The following is an 18,750-nucleotide window of genomic DNA, read 5'->3' on the forward strand; positions in this document are numbered from 1 at the left end:
GATTGGCTTCACGAATCCATTTGTCTAAAGTTGAATAACCCACACCTAATTTCTGGGCGATTGCAGCTATAGGTTCGTGGGAGTTTGAAAGTGCATAATCAATCGCTTGCTGTTTAAATTCAGGACTAAAACGTTTAGCCATTTCTTGAATCTCCAAAGATTAAAGTTACGTTATCTTTAGAGGGACGTGCTGTCCATTATTTTGGCTAGGATCATAACAACCTATCCATGAAGTGGACATATATATAAGAAAAGTGGACACCATGAATGACGACTTTACTGATGTCCACCTTGTCCACTTGATGTCCACCTTTATAAAATGAAAGATTTGCAAAAAGTGGACATCATATTTTTATTAAAAAACAATTACTTAATTTAATAAAATACTTTTACGTCCACCTTATCCACTTAATTGTTTAGAAAATTAAAGATCTAACTGCTGCATGGCCTCAATATTAAAATGCATCATCCGTGGTCGTGTGCCATCAGGTAAACAACTGCTACTCTTTTTAACATAGAGTGTTTTTCCTGCTTCACTAAAGCTTTGAATCCAGCCATGTTTAATCAGTACCTTTTTGGCATAAGCTTCATTAAAGCCAATACACATTTCTTGTTTAAACATGGTTGGTGAAATCAAATAGCTTTTAGCCTCTGGATCATAGTAGCCAACACGATTATGAATCCTTGGCTGTATGATTTCCCCATCCGCATGACGCCGCACCAGCAAAGATTCAAAGCGGCTTGTACCATGTGCCTCAAAAAAGCCTTTGATATGCTCTAACACTTTACGCTCTTCAAAATTCGAGCTATTTCCTAAGCTGTTTAACCATAAGCTAAAGCATTGGCTAAGAGCTGCTGAGGCACGACCTTGTTGCCAAGCGGTAATCCCTGCCTGTGTTGCAAGTTCTCCAGCAGCAGCAACCAAAGCAAAACGCCTTAATACACGTTGAGCTTGCCCATTTTTACAATGGGCATGCTGAGTAATAAACTGCTCAAATACAGCTTGTGCCTCTTCTACAACGCCCGCTTTATCTTGAGTCAAAAACTCTAACCATCTTGTACCTGCATGCCCGTAATGCTGATTGGCTAAGCTATTCATCGTATTGGCTAACGCTTGTGGCTCTTGGCCATCACTCAGTTGCTCAAATACACCATGGCCGTAACCTGCATCACTCGGCAAATGAGCAAAACGTAATAAAAGACCCGCATCTAATTCGATATTGCCACGTCTTAAATGCTCCTCTAAAGTGACTTCACCTGTTGAGCTATAAATCAAATTAAACTGCTTTAAATCGCGGTTTTTGCCGACTTTGTTACTCCGTGCCTTACCCTGCCCACCTGTCAGCATATAGATGATGTCTGATACTGCTTTAGGTGCTGCTTGACGTAATTCATCAAGATTTAAGAAATGGTCATTTCTGAGTTCAGCTTCGTTTTCTAAAGCATTGTCTGTGGTACGCCATGATTTAGAAATATCTTTAGGGTTTCCCCAAATACTACATGCCGCTTTAGTAATGGTACTTTTGCCATCAGTCGATGAACCGTAAATATGAAAACCACCACTTTCTACGCCTAAAGGTTCAACCAACTGCCCAGCAAAAGCACAGGAAAAGGCTAAAACCGCTAAAGCATGCGGCTCAATTAAACGACTTAGGCTCTGCCACTCTGTAAAGCTCCCTTGAATACTGTAGGGGTTTTTACCTTCATGGTGAAAGAGTAATTCTTCAGCTTGAGTATCGCCATAAGTTTGCGTTGGCGTGACATAGCGATCTGTATGCCAACCTGTGCGTTCTACACATCGAAAACGCCTTTGTATTGGGTAAGCCTGAAGATATTGGATAAAAGTCTGCTTTTTAGCATGCTGGCGTGGCGGCATAAGTCCATGGTTAGCAATTAGCTTTAACGCATCTGTCGCTTCCCCCATAAAATACTCATAGGGAATCAATAAGGTATGCTCTTGCTGATCCTTATCCTTAAACTGAATGACTCTCTTCCAGTTATCATTGCTGACGCTACGGGCCTCACCTAAAATAATCAGTAGTGGAGAAATGAAGATAGGTTTCTTTTGTACTTCCCCATCCTCCAACTGTTGCTCTTTGATTTGTACTAAGCCATTTTGCAAAACATGCAAATAGCTACCATCGTCAAGTTTGTATGGCTTGGCCAAATGTCCTTCAGGCAGGTGACTTATCTGAGGTAAACGCTGAATAGCCTCATCTAAGAAAATTTGCACATCTTCCACAGGATCTTCTTTATACAACTCCACCAGATATTCTGTCTGGATTCCATCATCATCAATAATCAAATATTGGTTTAGAAGGCGTAACGCCGTGTTTTTTTCCAAACTCTGAAAATCATCTCGTTTTATTTCTTCAGGTCTAACTGGCATATATAAATGACTATATCCAGCTTCCTGCAATTGCTCGACAACAATGCGAATTTTTTCAACATCAGCAGCCTTTAATTTTGCTAAAGGTGCACTGCATAACGTAGGCAGTACAACAAGCACCACGGCGTACTCTGTCTGTGCAACTTTAAAAAATGTTTCTAAATGATGCGTAATAATCACAGGCCGACTAGGCTGTAATTCCCCATAATATGCAAAACCTTTGGCATAAACATCGGGTATCACTTGCGCACGCTTTTAATCAGCCAATACAGCACATTGAATCAGCTCTAGTTGAGCATTGTAGATCGGTAAGATAAAAGGTCTGTCGTATTTAACGCCTTCAATATCAACGCAGGCTTGATCAATATGGATGGCTTGCTGTGGATTGCCAAAACGCTGAATAATTTCATGCTTGGTATATTCTAGGTGCTGTGGATTAAGTTGCTTAGAGTTTGCTAAAATAGATTTCGGATCAAAGGTGGTGACATTGCTCATAATGTCACCGCCTTTTTATTTGCGTAATCGCTAGAAATAGGCACGATGAATTGTGCTCCTTGTAGTTTATAAGAAGCTTTGCCAATCACGACCAAATGATGGTGGCAAAGCTGAAAAGGGTTGGTCGACAGGACTACAAGGTTTCCCGCACACGCAAGCATGTCCCTCTCCAGCTTCACCATAAAATGCGAACGCATAGAGATATTACGCACAATAACTCTGTTGAGTTGTACGCCTTGTAAGTTATAGCCGACCAAAGCTAATTCATCTGCTTTTTGATGAACGCCATAAGCATAAGCAGGAACATTGCAGCTTGCAATAAAAACCAAAAGAATTAAGCCAATTAAGCCCTTTAATAACCATTCAAAAGGTAAATTTTTCATCTCAATTTACCTCTTAAAGATCTAAGCTGAGTTGTATTTCTTTCTTAATAGCCTCCATTTCTTTGAATAATTTAGGTTTTACGTTTTGCCCTAAATACTGAAGTTTTTTTGCTGCTTGACTGGTTTCACTTTCGACTATGCTGTAATCAAGACATATAGCATCAAATCTAGCTTTTAAAGATGGTTGCTCTATTGATTGCTGTAGCTGTTGCATACTTAAGCATCCTCATATGAGTTAGCTTTTTGCTGCTTATGCCATTGCATTAAATCAGCATAGTCAAAATACACAGGAGCTTGTTTTGCTGTACCCATCTTGATTGGGCGTGGGAAAGTGTTATCGCTATTTATCAATTGACGTAGTGAGTCTCGACTAATATCTAGAAGCTCACAGACTGTTTTAAATTGGACTCTAAGTGGCTGAATATGCATAGATAACCCCATATATGGAAAAATATAGTAGGGATATAAAACCAAAAAGGACTTGGCATAGGGAATAAGAAAAGGAGTAATAGCAAGATAAAAAAATATGCTATCACCCCAAATTAAACCATTGATTTTAAAAAATATAAAATATTTTAAACTTTACTTAACACTTTCGTATTACCACCTTTCTTTGCCTTGGGGTGACGGCAAATTTTATCTATATATTTACATATATCACTTGCTTGAATGTCAGGATAGTTTTCTCTAATCCAACTTTCTACAACACTTTGCTTTGGGGGTGGTTGGTTATTCTCAGGATCATACCTAGACCAAAACTCTTCAATAACCCCTTTTAAAGCATTTAACGCAGGCGTGGTGTAAGTGCTATGCAAAATTGAGGATAATGGAGACTCTTGCCAAGAAGTTAATTGTTCAACTCCTTCCTCTCGATATTGCTTTATCGGATTTTCAAGATAACCATTCTTTTTCAACCATACTGTAGATTCAGCCCTAGAGATTTTAGTTTCATATATATTTATAAGATCATAATCATCTGGTTTTAGGTCTATCTGATTAACTCTTTTGAAGGATAAACCTATACATTCGTAATAAGAGTGAATATTTACCATCTGACAATTAATATTCCCTACACAAATATCTTGCTGTAAACATCTAAAAATCATGATCGCATTTTTCCAATTTACAGGTTGATCATGTTTAAGAATAGTTATTAGATCAGCACCCTCTAAATCTTCATACAACAGTGGATCAATACCTACTGTTAATAAACCTAATTGAGCAATACTGAACATAGGCATATCTTTCCAATGTGTCAAATCTGGATATTCTGCTCTAGCGTATAACTCACTAATTGTTACCATATAACCCCTCGTATGGCTCATTATCAGAAAAATTCTGTTAATAGTTCTTTATCTATTAAATTTCATCAAATATATCTAAATATATAGTCAATTTGCTTTTTTGAACTTTACAATCTTTTGATCAGCAAGCTCTTCTAAGTAATTTGCGTACCATTGCATCATATTTTTTCGATCTTCTAGATATTGGGCTTTATTATATACCCCTGCCACGCCATCCTTTACATGGGCAAGTGCAGCCTCAATATGGCGTTCATCAAAACCACGATTGTTTAGTAAGGTACTGGCAATATGTCTAAAACCGTGTGGGGTCTGTCTGCCTTGAAAGCCCATACGGCGTAAAGCCATGATAAAAACAGTATCTGATTTAGGCTTATCCTTATCCGATCTACTCGGAAATAAATACTCAGAGTTGGTTTCAAACGTTTTAAGTTCGTTAAGAATGGCAATCGCTTGCTTAGATAGTGGTACGACATGCTCACGGCGTTTCTTCATTCGTTCTTCGGGAATATTCCATAGACCTTGATCTAGGTCGAACTCAAGCCACTTTGCTTTCCTTAACTCACTAGGACGACAAAACAGCATAGCTAGAAGCTGCAAGCCTATTCTTGTATCCACTTTTGGATAGTTATTAATCGCTCTAAGCAGTACAGGCAATTCATTTTCAGAAACATGAGCCATGTTTTCTTTTTTGCCTTGTTGTAAATACTTTTGCAGTCCCTCTAATGGGTTGTAGTCAATTCGCCCTGTCACCTTGGCATAGTCGTAAATATCACGACACATGGCTCGAACTCGATTCACTTGCTCGTAAATACCATGCTGCTGCTGAATCCCTTTTAAATGGTTCATCCATTCAATCGGTTTAATCGTGGTGTACAAGCGTTTACCAAACACAGGAAAGATATGTTTTTCTAATGCGCCTTTATTTCGGGTCATAGTGTCATGTACCCAAGCATTTAGCTTTGTATCTAACCATTCTCTAGCCAATACTTCAAACGTAGCATTATTAAGCTCAAGCTCTTGGCGTTTTCGTTCTTGCTTGGTAATGATGGGATTATCGCCTCTAGAAACATCTTCTAAAAGCTCATTGGCTTTTTTGCGTGCCAATTGCCCGCTTACTTCTGGATAGCCACCTAACCCTAGCCATGACCATTTGCCATCTGCTTTCTTGTAACGTAATTGCCAAGACTTATTACCGTCAGGCTTAACTCTAAAATATAGACCACTACTATCTAACTCACGATATTCCTTAGTTTCAGGTTCAAGAGTAGCCAATACTGTATCGGCTAGTGGGCGGCGTTTAATATCTAATCTTTTCATCTTTGTATCCCTTCCAGTTCAATAAAATACAGGGGATACAGACTAGGATACATGCCATGTATCCCTATGCCTAGTTATATTCAGTTATGTTTAGGCATAAAAAAAGGCTTGAACCCTTTAGATTCAAGCCTTTCCGCCTTATATAACGCTATATTTGGTTATATTCAGCTAGGTATTTGGTGGAGGTGGCGGGAGTTGAACCCGCGTCCGCCAGCATTACGCCCCAGAATACTACATGCTTAGATATCGTCTATTATTTTAGCGCCTTGTGACCCGACGAACAGGGTACAAGTTGCGATCCTCTTAATTTAGTACGAAACCCCGAGGCTTGATTTCATACGGACTTGTGTGCGTTCGCTTCAGTCGGGACCCCTAACCACAAGTATTCAGGGATGCGGACAAGCTGCCCTTAGGCAGCTAGAGCGTAAGATTCGTCGTTTGCGACTATAAAATTGCAAATTTGATTTACGAGAGAAAATGCGCTCTCGGCATGCATCTATGAGTTTCATCACCAGCGTCGAAGCCAGAAACACCCCCAAAGTACGGCTTAATCATAGCATAATTATCAGCAATTACGAGTACATTTGCCTACAAATTACGCCTAGTGACTGCGTTTGCTTAAATAATTGGGTTAATATTTTGCCTTTCAAGCCTAATATTAGAAAAAATATGAGTTATCTATTGGCCCTAGACCAAGGCACTACCTCAAGCCGCGCGATTATCTTTAATGAAACAGGCGAAATTCAAGCCACAGCGCAACGCGAAACCCAAATTCAAACCCCACATTCTGGTTGGGTCGAACAAGATGCCCATGAAATTTGGAGTAATCAACTTGGCGTGGTGCAACAAGCCATTGCTGCAGCAGGCTTATTGGCCAAAGATATTCATGCGATTGGCGTGACCAACCAACGCGAAACCACGGTGGTGTGGGATAAACGCACGGGACGTGCCCTCGCCCCTGCGATTATTTGGCAAGATCGTCGTGCAAATCCGTGGTGCAATCAACTCATCGCGCAAGGCTTGAGCGCAAAAATTTTAGCAACCACTGGCTTAAGAATTGATCCGTATTTTAGTGCAGGAAAACTGGTTTGGTTACTGGAAAATATACAAGGTTTGCGTCAACTTGCCGAGCAAGGTCATGTCGCATTTGGCACCATTGACAGTTGGCTGATTTGGAACTTAACCCAAGGCGCAGAGCATGTCATTGAAGCCAGTAATGCTTCGCGTACCATGCTCATGAATCTCAATAGCCAAACGTGGGATCAAGAATTACTTGATCAGTTTAATATTCCAAGCAGCGTATTACCTCAAATTATCAGCTCTGATAGTTATGTGGCCGATACTGCCCAAGGCCTATTGGGTGCCTGTATTCCGATTACCGGCGTCTTAGGTGATCAACAAGCCGCTATGTTTGGTCAAGCTTGTTTTCAACCCGGTACAGCTAAAAATACCTATGGCACAGGCTGTTTTATGCTGTTTAATACCGGTCATGAGGTCAAAGTCAGTCAAAATCAACTGCTATCTACCCTTGCATGGCAAGCGCAAGATCAAGCGACTTATGCTTTAGAAGGCAGTGTCTTTATGGCAGGTGCCATTGTGCAATGGTTGCGCGACGGTTTAGGCATCTTACAAAAGAGCAGTGATGTCGAGAAGCTAGCCAGCAAAGTGAACGATACTGATGGCGTAGTGTTAGTGCCTGCCTTTACGGGACTGGGTGCGCCGCATTGGGATGCACAGGCGCGTGCCTTACTCTGTGGGATGTCGCGCGGCAGCAATAAACATCATATTGCCCGTGCTGCCTTAGAAGCGATTGCCTTTCAAGTTTCAGATGTTTTAAATGCCATGCAATCTGATTTAGGTCAACAGCTCACTCAACTGCGTGTCGACGGTGGCGCCAGTCATAATAATATGTTGATGCAATTTCAGGCCGATCTGTTAAATGTACCTGTGCTGCGCCCCAAAATGTTGGAATCAACTGCTTGGGGTGCAGCTGCTATGGCCGGTTTAAAATCAGGTGTATTTAGTCACTTAGATGATATTGCAGCTTGCTGGCAATTGGAGCGCGCTTTTGAACCGAAAATGCCCCAACTAGAACGCGAGCGTCATTTAGCCAAATGGCAAGATGCGCTGCAACGCGCCAAGTCTCATCTGCATTAAGCACTGTGACTCAAGTGCTTTTTTAAGCGCTTGAGTCTCGTACTTAGACGCTCGTGTATTATTTAGCTTAATTGATGGAAAAATCATCTTTGCTCGAGAAATGCGCCTAAAAAAACTATACTCAAATTTCACAATAATAAATAAGATGGAGTTCTGCGATGTCTCATCCATCCACATTACAACAGCAGGTCTTAGACGACCGTGAAATTCGGCATTGTATCCATAACATCACCAGCAAAATTCAACAGCACCCCATTTCCGACATTGTCGATGATCAAGGACATCAATATGTCGATCTTGTTTTAGAAGGTGGCGGGGTTTTAGGTATTGCCTTAGCAGGCTATACCTATGCCCTAGAACAAGCAGGCATTCGTTTTCTAAATATTGCGGGGACATCCGCAGGCGCGATCAATGCCGTGTTTTTAGCCACGCTTGCCAAACCTAACCAAATGTGCAGCGATAAACTGCTTGAACTGCTGAGTCGCATGCCGATGCAAGAGTTTATTGATGGCGGCAAATTAGCAAACTATGTAGTCGAGGCACTACAAAGCCAACAATCCGACATATGGAAGAAAAAATTTAGTTTAAGCTTACTCAAAGATCTGCGCCGTTTCTTGTCCAAAGAGCGCATTGCGCTCAACTCAGGCCAACGCTTTGAACAGTGGCTGACAGAAAACCTAAGCATTAACCATATTGCTGACTTAGAGCAGCATCTAAAGTTAGCCCCCAACACGCTTAAACTGCGCCCCCAACGGGAATCTGAAGGCGCTTGCCCTATGCGTGCAGCCCATGCTGCACCACTGAGCGACCAACAACGGATAGAAAAAATTGCAGCCAATGTTCAGCTATGTATAGTCAGTGCCGACATTAGTGCCCAAAGTAAAATTGTATTTCCGCGTATGGCCGAACTCTATCAGCAGCAACAACTAACACTGGCCAAATGTGTACGTGCCTCAATGGCGATTCCGATTTTTTTTGAGCCTGTCCTGTTACAAGTCAATCCTCAAGCCGATTGGGGCAAATGGGTGGGTTACGAAGGTCAATTGCCTGAGCAATCTGCTTTGGTCGATGGTGGGATCATGTCCAACTTCCCAATTGATATTTTTCATCAACGCCAATATGTACCGTTGTGTCCAACCTTTGGTGCTAAGTTAGATACCGATCGTGAGCATCCACAAAATACTCAAGGCTTGTTGGCATTTTTAAGCGCTTTGTTTGATACCGCAAGACACACCTCAGACTTTAATTTTTTGCACCAAAATCAGGATTATCGCCATTTAATTAGTTATATCGAGATTGCACGACATAAAGTGCCTGCCCCTGCGCTATGGTATCATTTTAAAGCCGATCAAGCGCGTGAGATTCATGAATTTCATTAGCTTGATTTTCAGATGCCACTCGAAAAACAATTAAAATTATTTAAGCTTGGTGTAGCTGCCGCTGCCGACTTTATTTTAGGGAATCAAGATAAATTACAGCATCAAAACCATGTGGCCAATTTTAAACAGCGTTTTCATCTTGAAGCCCAGCAGCCGACCTATATCCCTAAACCCATCGCGCCTTTTGATTGGCAGGCCTATAAACACATCCGTGCCCAATTGTTATAAAAAAAGACCCTCGCTCGGGTCTTTTTAGCTATTTAAGTCTAACACCGATCAATAAGCATAAGAGGCAATTGCCGTTGCAATCAGCTCATGTTGATCATTGACCATATTCATACGCATGGTACAGCCCTTACGTCCCATGCGTAGCGCCTCAGCGGTGGCAATAAAATATTCACCACGCCCCGGTTTTAAATAATCGACACGAATATCCAAGGTCGCCAAACGTGCAGCTTGTAAACTCACTTGTTCAAAGGTCTCTTTGGTGGCTTTTTTATAGAGCTCTGCCATGGCAATAATCCCGCCCACACTATCGAGCAGCGTTGCCGTTGAACCACCATGCAAAATTTGGTATTGCAGATTACCAATCAGGTGTGGCTGCATTTGAATATAAGCTTGGATTTGACCATCGACCACACGCATTTGCATGGCATTATGTTGAAAAAATGGCGAACTATTAAAGGCTTGGCACAACTTTTCAAATACAGCATTGATTTCAATTTTTTCGCCGAGATTTAACTCACCCGTCCACTTTTTCACAACATCATTCATTTTTTCAAATTACCTTAACAACAATTTACAATGACCATTGTGTCATTATAGAGCTACAATAAACTAAATTTTAATACGAAACATAGAGATTGTTATGACCTATACGTTTAATCGTCCGGCTTTTCCTGCGACTCGCATGCGTCGTATTCGTAAAAATGATCACTTACGTGCCATGGTACGTGAAACACAACTGACAACAGATCATTTGATTTATCCTGTATTTGTATTGCCGGGACAAAATCAAACTCAAGATATTCCGAGCATGCCCAACGTACAGCGTTTATCGGCTGATTTATTATTAAAAAAAGCTGAACGTTTATTAGCGCTAGGGGTGTCTAAATTGGCACTGTTTCCTGTCACACCACAAGAAGATAAAAGCTTGCTCGCAGAAGCCGCTTGGCGTGACGATGGTTTAGTACAAAGCACAGTCCGTTTACTGAAAAAAGAATTACCCGAAATGGTGCTCATTACCGATGGCGCACTTGACCCTTATACCACCCATGGTCAAGACGGCATTATTGATGACACGGGTTATGTGTTAAATGATGAAACCGTGGATGCTTTAATCAAACAGGCTTTAAGCCATGCCGAAGCGGGTGCCGATGTGGTTGCACCAAGTGATATGATGGATGGTCGTATCGGTGCAATCCGCCAAGCCTTAGAAAGCAATGGTCATATCTATACCAATATTATGGCCTATTCTGCCAAATATGCCTCAAGCTTCTATGGCCCATTCCGTGATGCTGTTGGTTCTGCGAGCAACCTAAAAGGTGGCAATAAATATAATTACCAAATGGACATTGGCAACCGTGCCGAAGCCCTGCATGAAATTGCTCTTGATATTCAAGAAGGCGCAGATATGGTAATTGTGAAACCGGGTATGCCTTATCTCGATATTGTGCGTGAAGTCAAAGACACCTTTGGCGTGCCGACTTTTGTTTATCAAGTTAGCGGTGAATACGCGATGCTCGCAGGAGCAATTCAAAATGGCTGGTTATCAGATAGCGTGATTATTGAATCGTTAATGAGCTGCCGCCGCGCAGGGGCTGATGGCATTTGGACATATTTTGCTGAAGAAGCTGCGCTGAAATTAAAAGCCATGCAATAAAGCGGTGCACCAGCATCCAAGGTCAGCTTAGGCTGGCCTTTTGCTGTGCTTTAAATTACTTAACGCATGTTGCAAGCTTTGAAAATGAAAAAGAAATCCTGCATCATGTAAGTTTTTCGGTGTGACAAACTGCCCATTTAGAATCAATTGTGCTTGTTCACCCATCAGCATATGAAACGGCCATGCAGGTGCATTAAAATACGGACGCTTATTGAACAACTGTGCTGCGTGTTGTGCAAATTGGGCTTGGCTGGTCAGTTCTGGCGCAACCACATTAAACAAACGTTTTTGGGTGGGCGTGCGCATTAAAAACTCAATCGCTCTTAATACATCATGAATATGTACCCATGCCACAGGCTGCTGCCCGCTAGCAATTTTAGCTGCCAAACTCAATTTAATTGGCAATAGCATTTGCGGCAAAATTCCACCTTGTTTAGCAAAAACCACACCTAAACGGATAATCTTAGTATTAAATTGGCTAAATTTAAGCGCGCTATATTCCCATTTTTGGCATAACTGCGACATAAAGATATCTTGACTTGGACTATCTTCGGCACAGACATGCTGCCACTGCTGCTGGCTATCAATGCCGTAATACCCCACTGCAGAACCTGAAATAATGCTGTGCGGATGAAGCTTATGTGCAATTAAATATTCATACAAACGTTCGGTCGTTTCGACTCGACTTTGAATGAGTTTTTGCTTACGCGCTGCAGTCCAGCGCCCTTTACCAATACTTTCTCCAGCCAAATTCACCACATAGTCAATGTAGCGCTCACCAATTTGCTGAAAATCGCGAATTCATGTCACGGCGTAGCTGTCAATTTGCGCTTGACGGCTCAAGGCAATCACCTCATAACCACGCGCCACCAAAAAAGGGATTAAATGTGAACCAATAAAACCACTTGCACCGGTAATTAAAACTGACGGTTTAGACATGCATGACCTATATCATTAATATTTATTTTTGTGTACAGCGCATACCATATCGCACTATTGCGGATCAGGAAACATTTTGGCTGCCATGCGTTTGGCTTGTGGCCCATAAAACCAAAATACAACCAGATAAAACGGAATCATAAAAATCAACAAGCGCGAAATCAGCATGAGCTGAAATTCTACATTTAGGGCTTCTTTTAACCATAGTGCCCCAATGTTAGGAATGTTTAGATTAAACAGCAATGGCCCAAGCACGGCAAATATATAATTATAGAAAAAGAAAATCAGTACATAGATCAGGCTAAAACGATTACGTTCAAGACGCGTTGGGGCACGGCGTTCTTTTTTAAGAAAATGAAATAACAATAAAATACTACTGATTAAAAATGGCAAAGCAGTTAACACTTGTCCTACCCCGCGAGGTAATAAAGCTGCTATTACACCCATCAACATAGTAAATAAGACTAAGTAAATGAAAAATCTTAAAAAATATTTAAACATATGCTGCTTTTATCATCCAATAGCGAGAGTTCTGATCACAGTATAAAAAAAAAAATTATTTTTTTAAGTTTTATTGTCAACCAATTGCAAAACAAACACGTTATAAAGGGTACAGGTCTGTAGCAGCCGAGCGTTTGTACTGGCATCCACAAATTTCGGTGACCTTCTATAGCAATAATAATGCATTTTGTTTTGACTGGCGTGTAGCAGCCACAACGGTCAGCACAAAATATTTTTTGACCGACGATTTCCTATCACTCGAATCGTCGGTCTTTTATTTTCTGGCTCTAGCATTTTAAGCGCGCTTTTCCTTATAGTAGACAGCGGCATTTTTTGGGGCAACAACATGAGCGTGCGATTTTTTCATACTTCGGACTGGCATTTAGGGCAATTCTTTCATAATCATGATCGTGATTATGAACATCAGCATTTTTTGGCTTGGCTATTACAACAAATTAAAGCTAAACAACCGCATGCTCTACTGATTGCTGGTGATATTTTTGATGTAGTCAATCCCGCTTCAAGTGCTCAAAAGCAACTCTATCAATTTTTAACCGATGCCCATGCTATCGCGCCGCACATGCAAACCCTGATGATTGCAGGTAATCATGATTCAGGTTATCGGATTGAGCAAGTCGAGCCATTTTTAGCCAAATTTAATGCCAAAGCCGTGGGTGTGATTCGGCGTAATGCACAGCATGAGTTTGATTTAGGACGCTTATTGGTGCCGATTCATGATGCACAAGGACAAATTATTGCTTGGTGTTTAACACTACCTTATTTACGTAGTGCCGAAATCACGGGGTTAAATGAACACACCAGCAACAGCCAAAGTGCCATTTCCTATTTACATCAACAATTAATTGCCGAAGCCAAAGCACGAAAACAGCCACATCAAGCTTTAATTTTAATGTCACACGCCCATATGCAAGGCGCTCAAACTTCAGATTCCGAGCGCCCGATTGTGATTGGCAATGAAGAAGCACTATCAACGGCACTTTTTGACGATGTGATTGATTATGTTGCCCTTGGACATTTGCACAAGCCGCAAAAAGTGACCGAGGAGCATATTCGTTATAGTGGCTCACCAATTCCACTGTCGTTTAGCGAACGCCATTACCCGCATCAAGTGCTCGATATTCAACTCGATATCAGTGCACCAGCCAAACAACGCTTATGTATTGAAGCTATGCCAGTGCCACGTACTGTGGATTTAATTCGGATTCGACAAGATTTAAGCACGCTGATCGATGCAGTCAAAGCCCTACCGCAAGGCAAAATTGACAATCTCAATGCACGGCATTTTCTAGAAATTGAATATACAAGCGACGCCCCGCCGCCTGTGGATTTACGCCAGCAAATTGAAATGGCATTGCCCAAAGATCGCTATCGCTTATTAAGAATCAGTCGGATTTATCAAGCCACTGCCAGCCATGATACACCTCAAAGCAGGATTGATTTAGCCCCGCCCACACCAGAGGACTTATTTCATCGCATTTGGCAAAACATGGGCTATCAATTAGATGCCGAAGTACAACGTGATTTTCAGCAACTTTTGGCTGAAGCGCAGCATGATCTTGATGAAAAACAAGGATAAATCTTTGCCATGAAAATTTTACGTTTAAGTTTAAGCAATTTGGCATCGATTGCAGAGCCGCAGCATATTCATTTTGAACACGCCCCGTTGGCACATGCGGGCTTAATTGCCATTACAGGTAAAACTGGCGCAGGTAAATCGACGCTACTCGATGCCATGTGTTTGGCCTTATATGATCGTATTCCACGTTTAACTGGCGCTGCGGGTAGCATCAAAGATATTGCGGGCAATGATTTATCCATTAAAGACCCCAAACAGATTTTACGTCGCGGTTGCACCTCAGGTTTTGCTGAACTGGAATTTATTGCCTTAGATGGCCAACGCTATCAAGCACGTTGGGAAGTATGGCGCGCGCATAAAAAAGCCGATGGTAACTTAAAATATAACCGTGCGATTACCTGTTTAGATGATCAACGCCTGCTGAATCATAAGGTTTCCGAGGCCACGCCTTTAATTGAAAAACTCATAGGTTTAAGTTTTGAACAATTTACCCGTGCAGTATTATTGGCGCAATCTGAAGTCGGGGCGTTTTTAAAAGCCAAAGACCATGAACGTGCTGATTTACTTGAATATCTTACCAATTCGCAAATCTTTAGCGAGGTAAGTAAAAAGTCTGCGGAAAAATATAGCCAAATCAAACAACAGCGTAGTGAGCTAGAAAATGTGATGGGTCATTTAAGCCTGTTGTCGGAACAAGAGCTGTTGGAGTTAAAACAACAGCAACATGCTCTAGATTTACAGCTTAAAAACCTGCACCAATCTGAAAAAATTCTCGACAATGAACGTAAATGGTATCTAGAGCACGATCAACTCTATGCCGAAGTACAGGGCAAAAAAGAAGTCTATAGCGTACAACTTGATGCGCTCAAGCAATCTGCCGCGCAACAACAACTATTACAACAACTTGATGATTTTCAAGCTATTCGGGCGCAATTTGTACAACGGGCACGTTTGCAACCTTTGCAGCATGCCACCTTAAAACAACACGCTGAATTTATGCAGTCCTTTGCAGCATTGCAACTCGAAGTTGAGCAGCAACAAGCCGCGCTACAACAGCAGTTAGACCGCCAACAGCAGTTTGAACAACACTGCCTTGCTGTTAAGCCTCAGCTAGAACGCGGACTACAACTAGATCACGACATCAAAACGGTATCTGATCAATATAAAAAACTCAGCGCAGAACAACAGCAATTACGCCAGTCTCAGCTTGAACCCTTACAGACGAGCTTAAACCAGCAGCAAAGCGAGTTAGACGCATGGCAAAACAAGCAACAACAGCTCGACTTAGCACTGAGCAAGAGCCAATTTTTAGCGTGCTTTGATCAAGAGCCGCAAAGTGTGGTCAATGCCCTGCAGCGCTATGCACAGCAATATCACTTACTTGAGCAGCAGGCTGCGCAAATTTTAGCTCAGCCTTTGGCTGTGCTACAACAGCAACAACAGGATTTAAGTCAGCAATTACAAGCCTATACTGCGCAATATCCAAGCCTTGAACACTTAAGCCAAAGCTTGAGCAATACCCAGAAGCACAAGCAAGGTCAGCAAACTGCTGTGCTGCAATTGCAACATCAACAGCAGCAACTTGAACAACTGTTGGCCAGTGAACAAGAAGCAGACACCCTACAGCACAGCATACAAGTGCAACAAGCTGAGTTAGTTAAACTTGAGTACAGCATTACAAAGCTTAGCAGCGAACACTACGAACAAGAAACCGCTTATAGCCAACTTCAATATATCTTAGAACAACAACGACAATTACACAGTAATCATGTACAGCAACTACGGGCACAACTCAAACCCAATGAAGCATGTCTGGTCTGTGGTAGCCATCAACATCCTTTTATAGAGGATCACAGCGCACTAGAAAAAGGGTTATTGCAGCTGCACGAACAGCAGCGCCAACACGCCCAGCAAGCATTGCAGCAGCTGCATGTTCAGCTGCAACAACAGCAGATTGAACAATCTAAATTACACACTCTCGTACAGCAACAACAATTGCGCTTACAACACATCGCCAGCCAACGTGCAGAGCAACTTCACAACATACTGCACAATTTGCAGCAACTCGGCTATGAATTCCCAGAAGCACAGGTTCAAGCTGTACAAGCGTTTATCACGGCGCAAATCAACCATCTGCAACAGCACATTCAAGCCTTAACCTCACAAGAAGATCAACAATACCAGCTACTCGAAGAGTGGCGTAGCGCCCTCAACCAACAGCAACAACTCGAACTCAATATTCAGCGCCGCTTACAGCTAGAACAAGGTATTCAAACGATTGTATGTATGCTGCCTGAACGCTATCAGCAGCAGATGCCTATCGCTTGGCTGGACGATGTACAGCAACAACTTAAACAGCGCATTGCCCAACTGCACAGCCAAAAGCAACTTGCAACTGCCTTTAATCAAACACAGCAGCAGCTTGAAAAAATGAACCTGCAATATCAAAGTGCCGAGCAACGCGAGCAAGCGCTTGGTCTAGAGATTACGCAGCTGATTGAGCAAGGTAAACAATTGCGGCAACAATTGGCGGCACTCACCGAGCAGTATGCGGGACAATGCTATCGTTTAGCCTCGGAATGGCAACAAGCCTTAGACAGCCAAGCCCAGCAACAACGCCAACAGCTTGAACAACAACGGCTGCTCACAACACAAGCTGAGCAAAATCTACATGCGGCACATCTCAAGCAACAAAGTTTTATTAGTCAGTTACAGCAAATTGAAAATGAGCTGGCGCAAGTGCAAAGCGCAATTAGCGCGTGGCAAGCCAGCCACCCAAGCGCTAGCCCTGAGCACATTGAAACGTGGCTTGCGATTGACCTTGCTCAGCATCAACAGATTCGCCATAGTCTGCATCATCAACAACAACTGTTGGAAAATGCCAAAACAGCATGGCAAGTGCTCGAAGAGCGTTATCACGCGCATTTACAACAACAACCTGAACATACACTGGCTGAACTTGAGCAGCAATTGGCACAGTTAGTCGTGCAAAAAAGCCAACAACAAGAGACTTTAAATGAGCTAGATGCCAAATTACGCATTCATGCCAATAATCAACGTACCTATCAGCAGTATCACAGCCAAATTGAACAGATTAAAGCTGAAGAATATCGTTGGGGGCGGATTTACGAGTTAATTGGACATCGTGAAGGGACTAAATTCCAAAAAATTGCCCAAGAACATCATTTAGATATTTTAGTGGAATATGCTAATCAGCAATTACAACCACTGGCACCACGTTATCAACTACATCGTATTGCTGACAGTTTAAGTCTGGCAATTATTGACTTAGATATGAACAGTGAAATCCGCCCTGTGTTATCCCTTTCGGGGGGCGAAAGCTTTTTGGTGTCTTTGGCTTTAGCGCTGGCGATTGCCAATATGGCAGCAGGTTCCATGAAACTCGAATCGTTATTTATTGATGAAGGTTTTGGCAGCCTTGATCCTGCATCACTGCATATGGTGATGAATGCTTTAGATCATTTACAAAGCCAAGGCCGTAAAGTGGTGCTGATCTCGCATGTTCAAGAAATGCATGAACGTATTCCCGTACAGATTCAAGTCAAAGCTGTCGGGGGTGGTGCAAGCCAAATTAAAATTGTCAGCTAATTTCAAATGGATGTAACTATGTCAAAGCAAATTCTTCCCCTACAGGGTAAAACGGCCTTAGTCACTGGTGGTTCTCGCTCGATTGGCGCAGCAATCGCCCAGCGTCTTGCTCAAGATGGTGCACGCGTTGCCATCACCTATCAACATTCAGCCCTACAAGCGCAGCAGGTGGTCGACAATATTGTTGCCATGGGAGGTCAAGCCATCGCGATTCAAGCCGATGCCGCTCAACCCGAAGCAGTACGCCAAGCTGTAACCACCACAGTACAGACCTTTGCGGGTTTAGATATTTTAGTTAATAACGCTGGGATTAGCGTGTTTGGTGCAATTGATGAGGTGAGTCTCGAAGATTTAGAGAAAAGCATGGCAACCAATGTTACAGGTGTGTTTGTAGCGACTCAAGAAGCACTGCGTCATATGCAAGCAGGTGGGCGTATCATTCATATTGGCTCTGCCATGACCCGCTATGCCGCTTTTGCAGGTATCTGTTTATATACCATGAGTAAAGCCGCTATTGCAGGTTTTAACCGCAGCTTAGTCCGTGATTTAGGCCCACGAGGTATTACCAGCAATATTGTGCATCCAGGCTCTACCGATACCGATATGAATCCTGCCAATAGTGACATGAGTCAGATGATTGTACCTGGCATTGCGCTTGGGCGTTATGCACAATCCAATGAGATTGCCAATGTGGTGGCCTTTTTAGCCAGTCCAGAAGCGTCTTATGTCACTGGTGCAGAAATTATTGCCGACGGTGGCTATACCGCTTAAAGACAGCTTTTTAAACGATGCAGCGCT

At 42.3% G+C, this 18,750-nt stretch carries 17 protein-coding genes, 1 other RNA gene and 1 pseudogene; 7 read left to right on the top strand and 12 right to left on the bottom strand.

The window, feature by feature from the left end:
- The 9 genes from CYK47_RS10855 to ssrA all read right to left on the bottom strand — a co-directional run.
- Window positions 1-142: transposase (locus CYK47_RS10855; protein WP_016165541.1), on the bottom strand; the 142-nt coding region annotated here is incomplete at its 3' end.
- Window positions 143-424: 282 nt separating this feature from the next.
- Complete coding sequence (locus CYK47_RS10860; RefSeq protein WP_252150275.1) at window positions 425-2,632, bottom strand: DUF927 domain-containing protein; 2,208 nt, start codon at window positions 2,630-2,632, stop codon at window positions 425-427.
- A gap of 12 nt (window positions 2,633-2,644) precedes the next feature.
- Window positions 2,645-2,884, bottom strand: a complete 240-nt coding sequence (locus tag CYK47_RS15565) for a hypothetical protein (RefSeq protein WP_122901657.1) — start codon at window positions 2,882-2,884, stop codon at window positions 2,645-2,647.
- The gene (locus tag CYK47_RS10870) at window positions 2,881-3,267 is read right to left on the bottom strand and encodes a hypothetical protein (protein ID WP_122901659.1); all 387 of its coding nucleotides are present in this window, start codon (window positions 3,265-3,267) and stop codon (window positions 2,881-2,883) included. The genes CYK47_RS15565 and CYK47_RS10870 overlap by 4 nt, the downstream gene beginning before the upstream one ends.
- Window positions 3,268-3,280: 13 nt before the next feature.
- Window positions 3,281-3,481, bottom strand: a complete 201-nt coding sequence (locus tag CYK47_RS10875) for a hypothetical protein (RefSeq protein WP_122901661.1) — start codon at window positions 3,479-3,481, stop codon at window positions 3,281-3,283.
- A gap of 2 nt (window positions 3,482-3,483) precedes the next feature.
- Window positions 3,484-3,696, bottom strand: a complete 213-nt coding sequence (locus CYK47_RS10880) for a helix-turn-helix transcriptional regulator (protein ID WP_122901663.1) — start codon at window positions 3,694-3,696, stop codon at window positions 3,484-3,486.
- 146 nt (window positions 3,697-3,842) lie between these two features.
- Window positions 3,843-4,571, bottom strand: a complete 729-nt coding sequence (locus tag CYK47_RS10885) for a hypothetical protein (protein WP_122901664.1) — start codon at window positions 4,569-4,571, stop codon at window positions 3,843-3,845.
- An 87-nt stretch (window positions 4,572-4,658) separates the two neighbouring features.
- Window positions 4,659-5,888: a tyrosine-type recombinase/integrase gene (locus tag CYK47_RS10890; protein ID WP_122901667.1), complete on the bottom strand. Its 1,230-nt coding sequence runs from the start codon at window positions 5,886-5,888 to the stop codon at window positions 4,659-4,661.
- A gap of 177 nt (window positions 5,889-6,065) precedes the next feature.
- Window positions 6,066-6,425: a transfer-messenger RNA gene (gene ssrA, locus CYK47_RS10895) on the bottom strand.
- A 132-nt stretch (window positions 6,426-6,557) separates the two neighbouring features.
- Here ssrA and glpK point away from each other — a divergent pair.
- From glpK to CYK47_RS10910, 3 genes are all read left to right on the top strand, one after another.
- Window positions 6,558-8,045 (top strand): glycerol kinase GlpK, encoded by a 1,488-nt coding sequence (glpK, locus tag CYK47_RS10900; protein ID WP_122901669.1) that lies wholly within the window; start codon window positions 6,558-6,560, stop codon window positions 8,043-8,045.
- 158 nt (window positions 8,046-8,203) lie between these two features.
- Window positions 8,204-9,424, top strand: coding sequence for a patatin-like phospholipase family protein (locus CYK47_RS10905; protein ID WP_122901671.1), 1,221 nt, complete (start codon window positions 8,204-8,206; stop codon window positions 9,422-9,424).
- Between the two features lie 12 nt (window positions 9,425-9,436).
- Window positions 9,437-9,652, top strand: coding sequence for a hypothetical protein (locus CYK47_RS10910; protein WP_122901673.1), 216 nt, complete (start codon window positions 9,437-9,439; stop codon window positions 9,650-9,652).
- Window positions 9,653-9,700: 48 nt separating this feature from the next.
- On the opposite strand, the gene CYK47_RS10915 is transcribed toward CYK47_RS10910, so the two are convergent.
- Window positions 9,701-10,198, bottom strand: coding sequence for a thioesterase family protein (locus CYK47_RS10915; protein ID WP_122901675.1), 498 nt, complete (start codon window positions 10,196-10,198; stop codon window positions 9,701-9,703).
- A 94-nt stretch (window positions 10,199-10,292) separates the two neighbouring features.
- Here CYK47_RS10915 and hemB point away from each other — a divergent pair, with 94 nt between their 5' ends.
- Entirely contained in the window at window positions 10,293-11,306 is a 1,014-nt protein-coding gene (gene hemB, locus CYK47_RS10920; protein ID WP_122901677.1) for a porphobilinogen synthase, read from the top strand.
- A gap of 27 nt (window positions 11,307-11,333) precedes the next feature.
- Here hemB and CYK47_RS10925 read toward each other — a convergent pair.
- Together CYK47_RS10925 and CYK47_RS10930 are read right to left on the bottom strand one after the other, a co-directional pair.
- Window positions 11,334-12,245: pseudogene (locus tag CYK47_RS10925) on the bottom strand (TIGR01777 family oxidoreductase).
- Window positions 12,246-12,299: 54 nt separating this feature from the next.
- Window positions 12,300-12,746, bottom strand: coding sequence for an ABZJ_00895 family protein (locus tag CYK47_RS10930; protein ID WP_213072427.1), 447 nt, complete (start codon window positions 12,744-12,746; stop codon window positions 12,300-12,302).
- 346 nt (window positions 12,747-13,092) lie between these two features.
- On the opposite strand from CYK47_RS10930, the gene CYK47_RS10935 reads away from it, so the two are divergent.
- Genes CYK47_RS10935 through CYK47_RS10945 form a run of 3 tightly spaced genes read left to right on the top strand, consistent with a single transcriptional unit; the run spans window position 13,093 to window position 18,723 of the window.
- Complete coding sequence (locus CYK47_RS10935; protein ID WP_122901679.1) at window positions 13,093-14,343, top strand: exonuclease SbcCD subunit D C-terminal domain-containing protein; 1,251 nt, start codon at window positions 13,093-13,095, stop codon at window positions 14,341-14,343.
- A 9-nt stretch (window positions 14,344-14,352) separates the two neighbouring features.
- Window positions 14,353-17,952, top strand: a complete 3,600-nt coding sequence (locus CYK47_RS10940) for an AAA family ATPase (RefSeq protein ID WP_122901680.1) — start codon at window positions 14,353-14,355, stop codon at window positions 17,950-17,952.
- Window positions 17,953-17,970: 18 nt separating this feature from the next.
- A complete protein-coding gene (locus CYK47_RS10945; RefSeq protein ID WP_122901682.1) occupies window positions 17,971-18,723 on the top strand; it encodes an SDR family oxidoreductase in 753 nt (250 codons plus the stop codon).
- Window positions 18,724-18,750 lie beyond the last annotated feature (27 nt).

The organism is Acinetobacter sp. B51(2017), assembly GCF_003711395.1.
In the GTDB taxonomy this organism is placed as follows: Bacteria; Pseudomonadota; Gammaproteobacteria; order Pseudomonadales; family Moraxellaceae; genus Acinetobacter.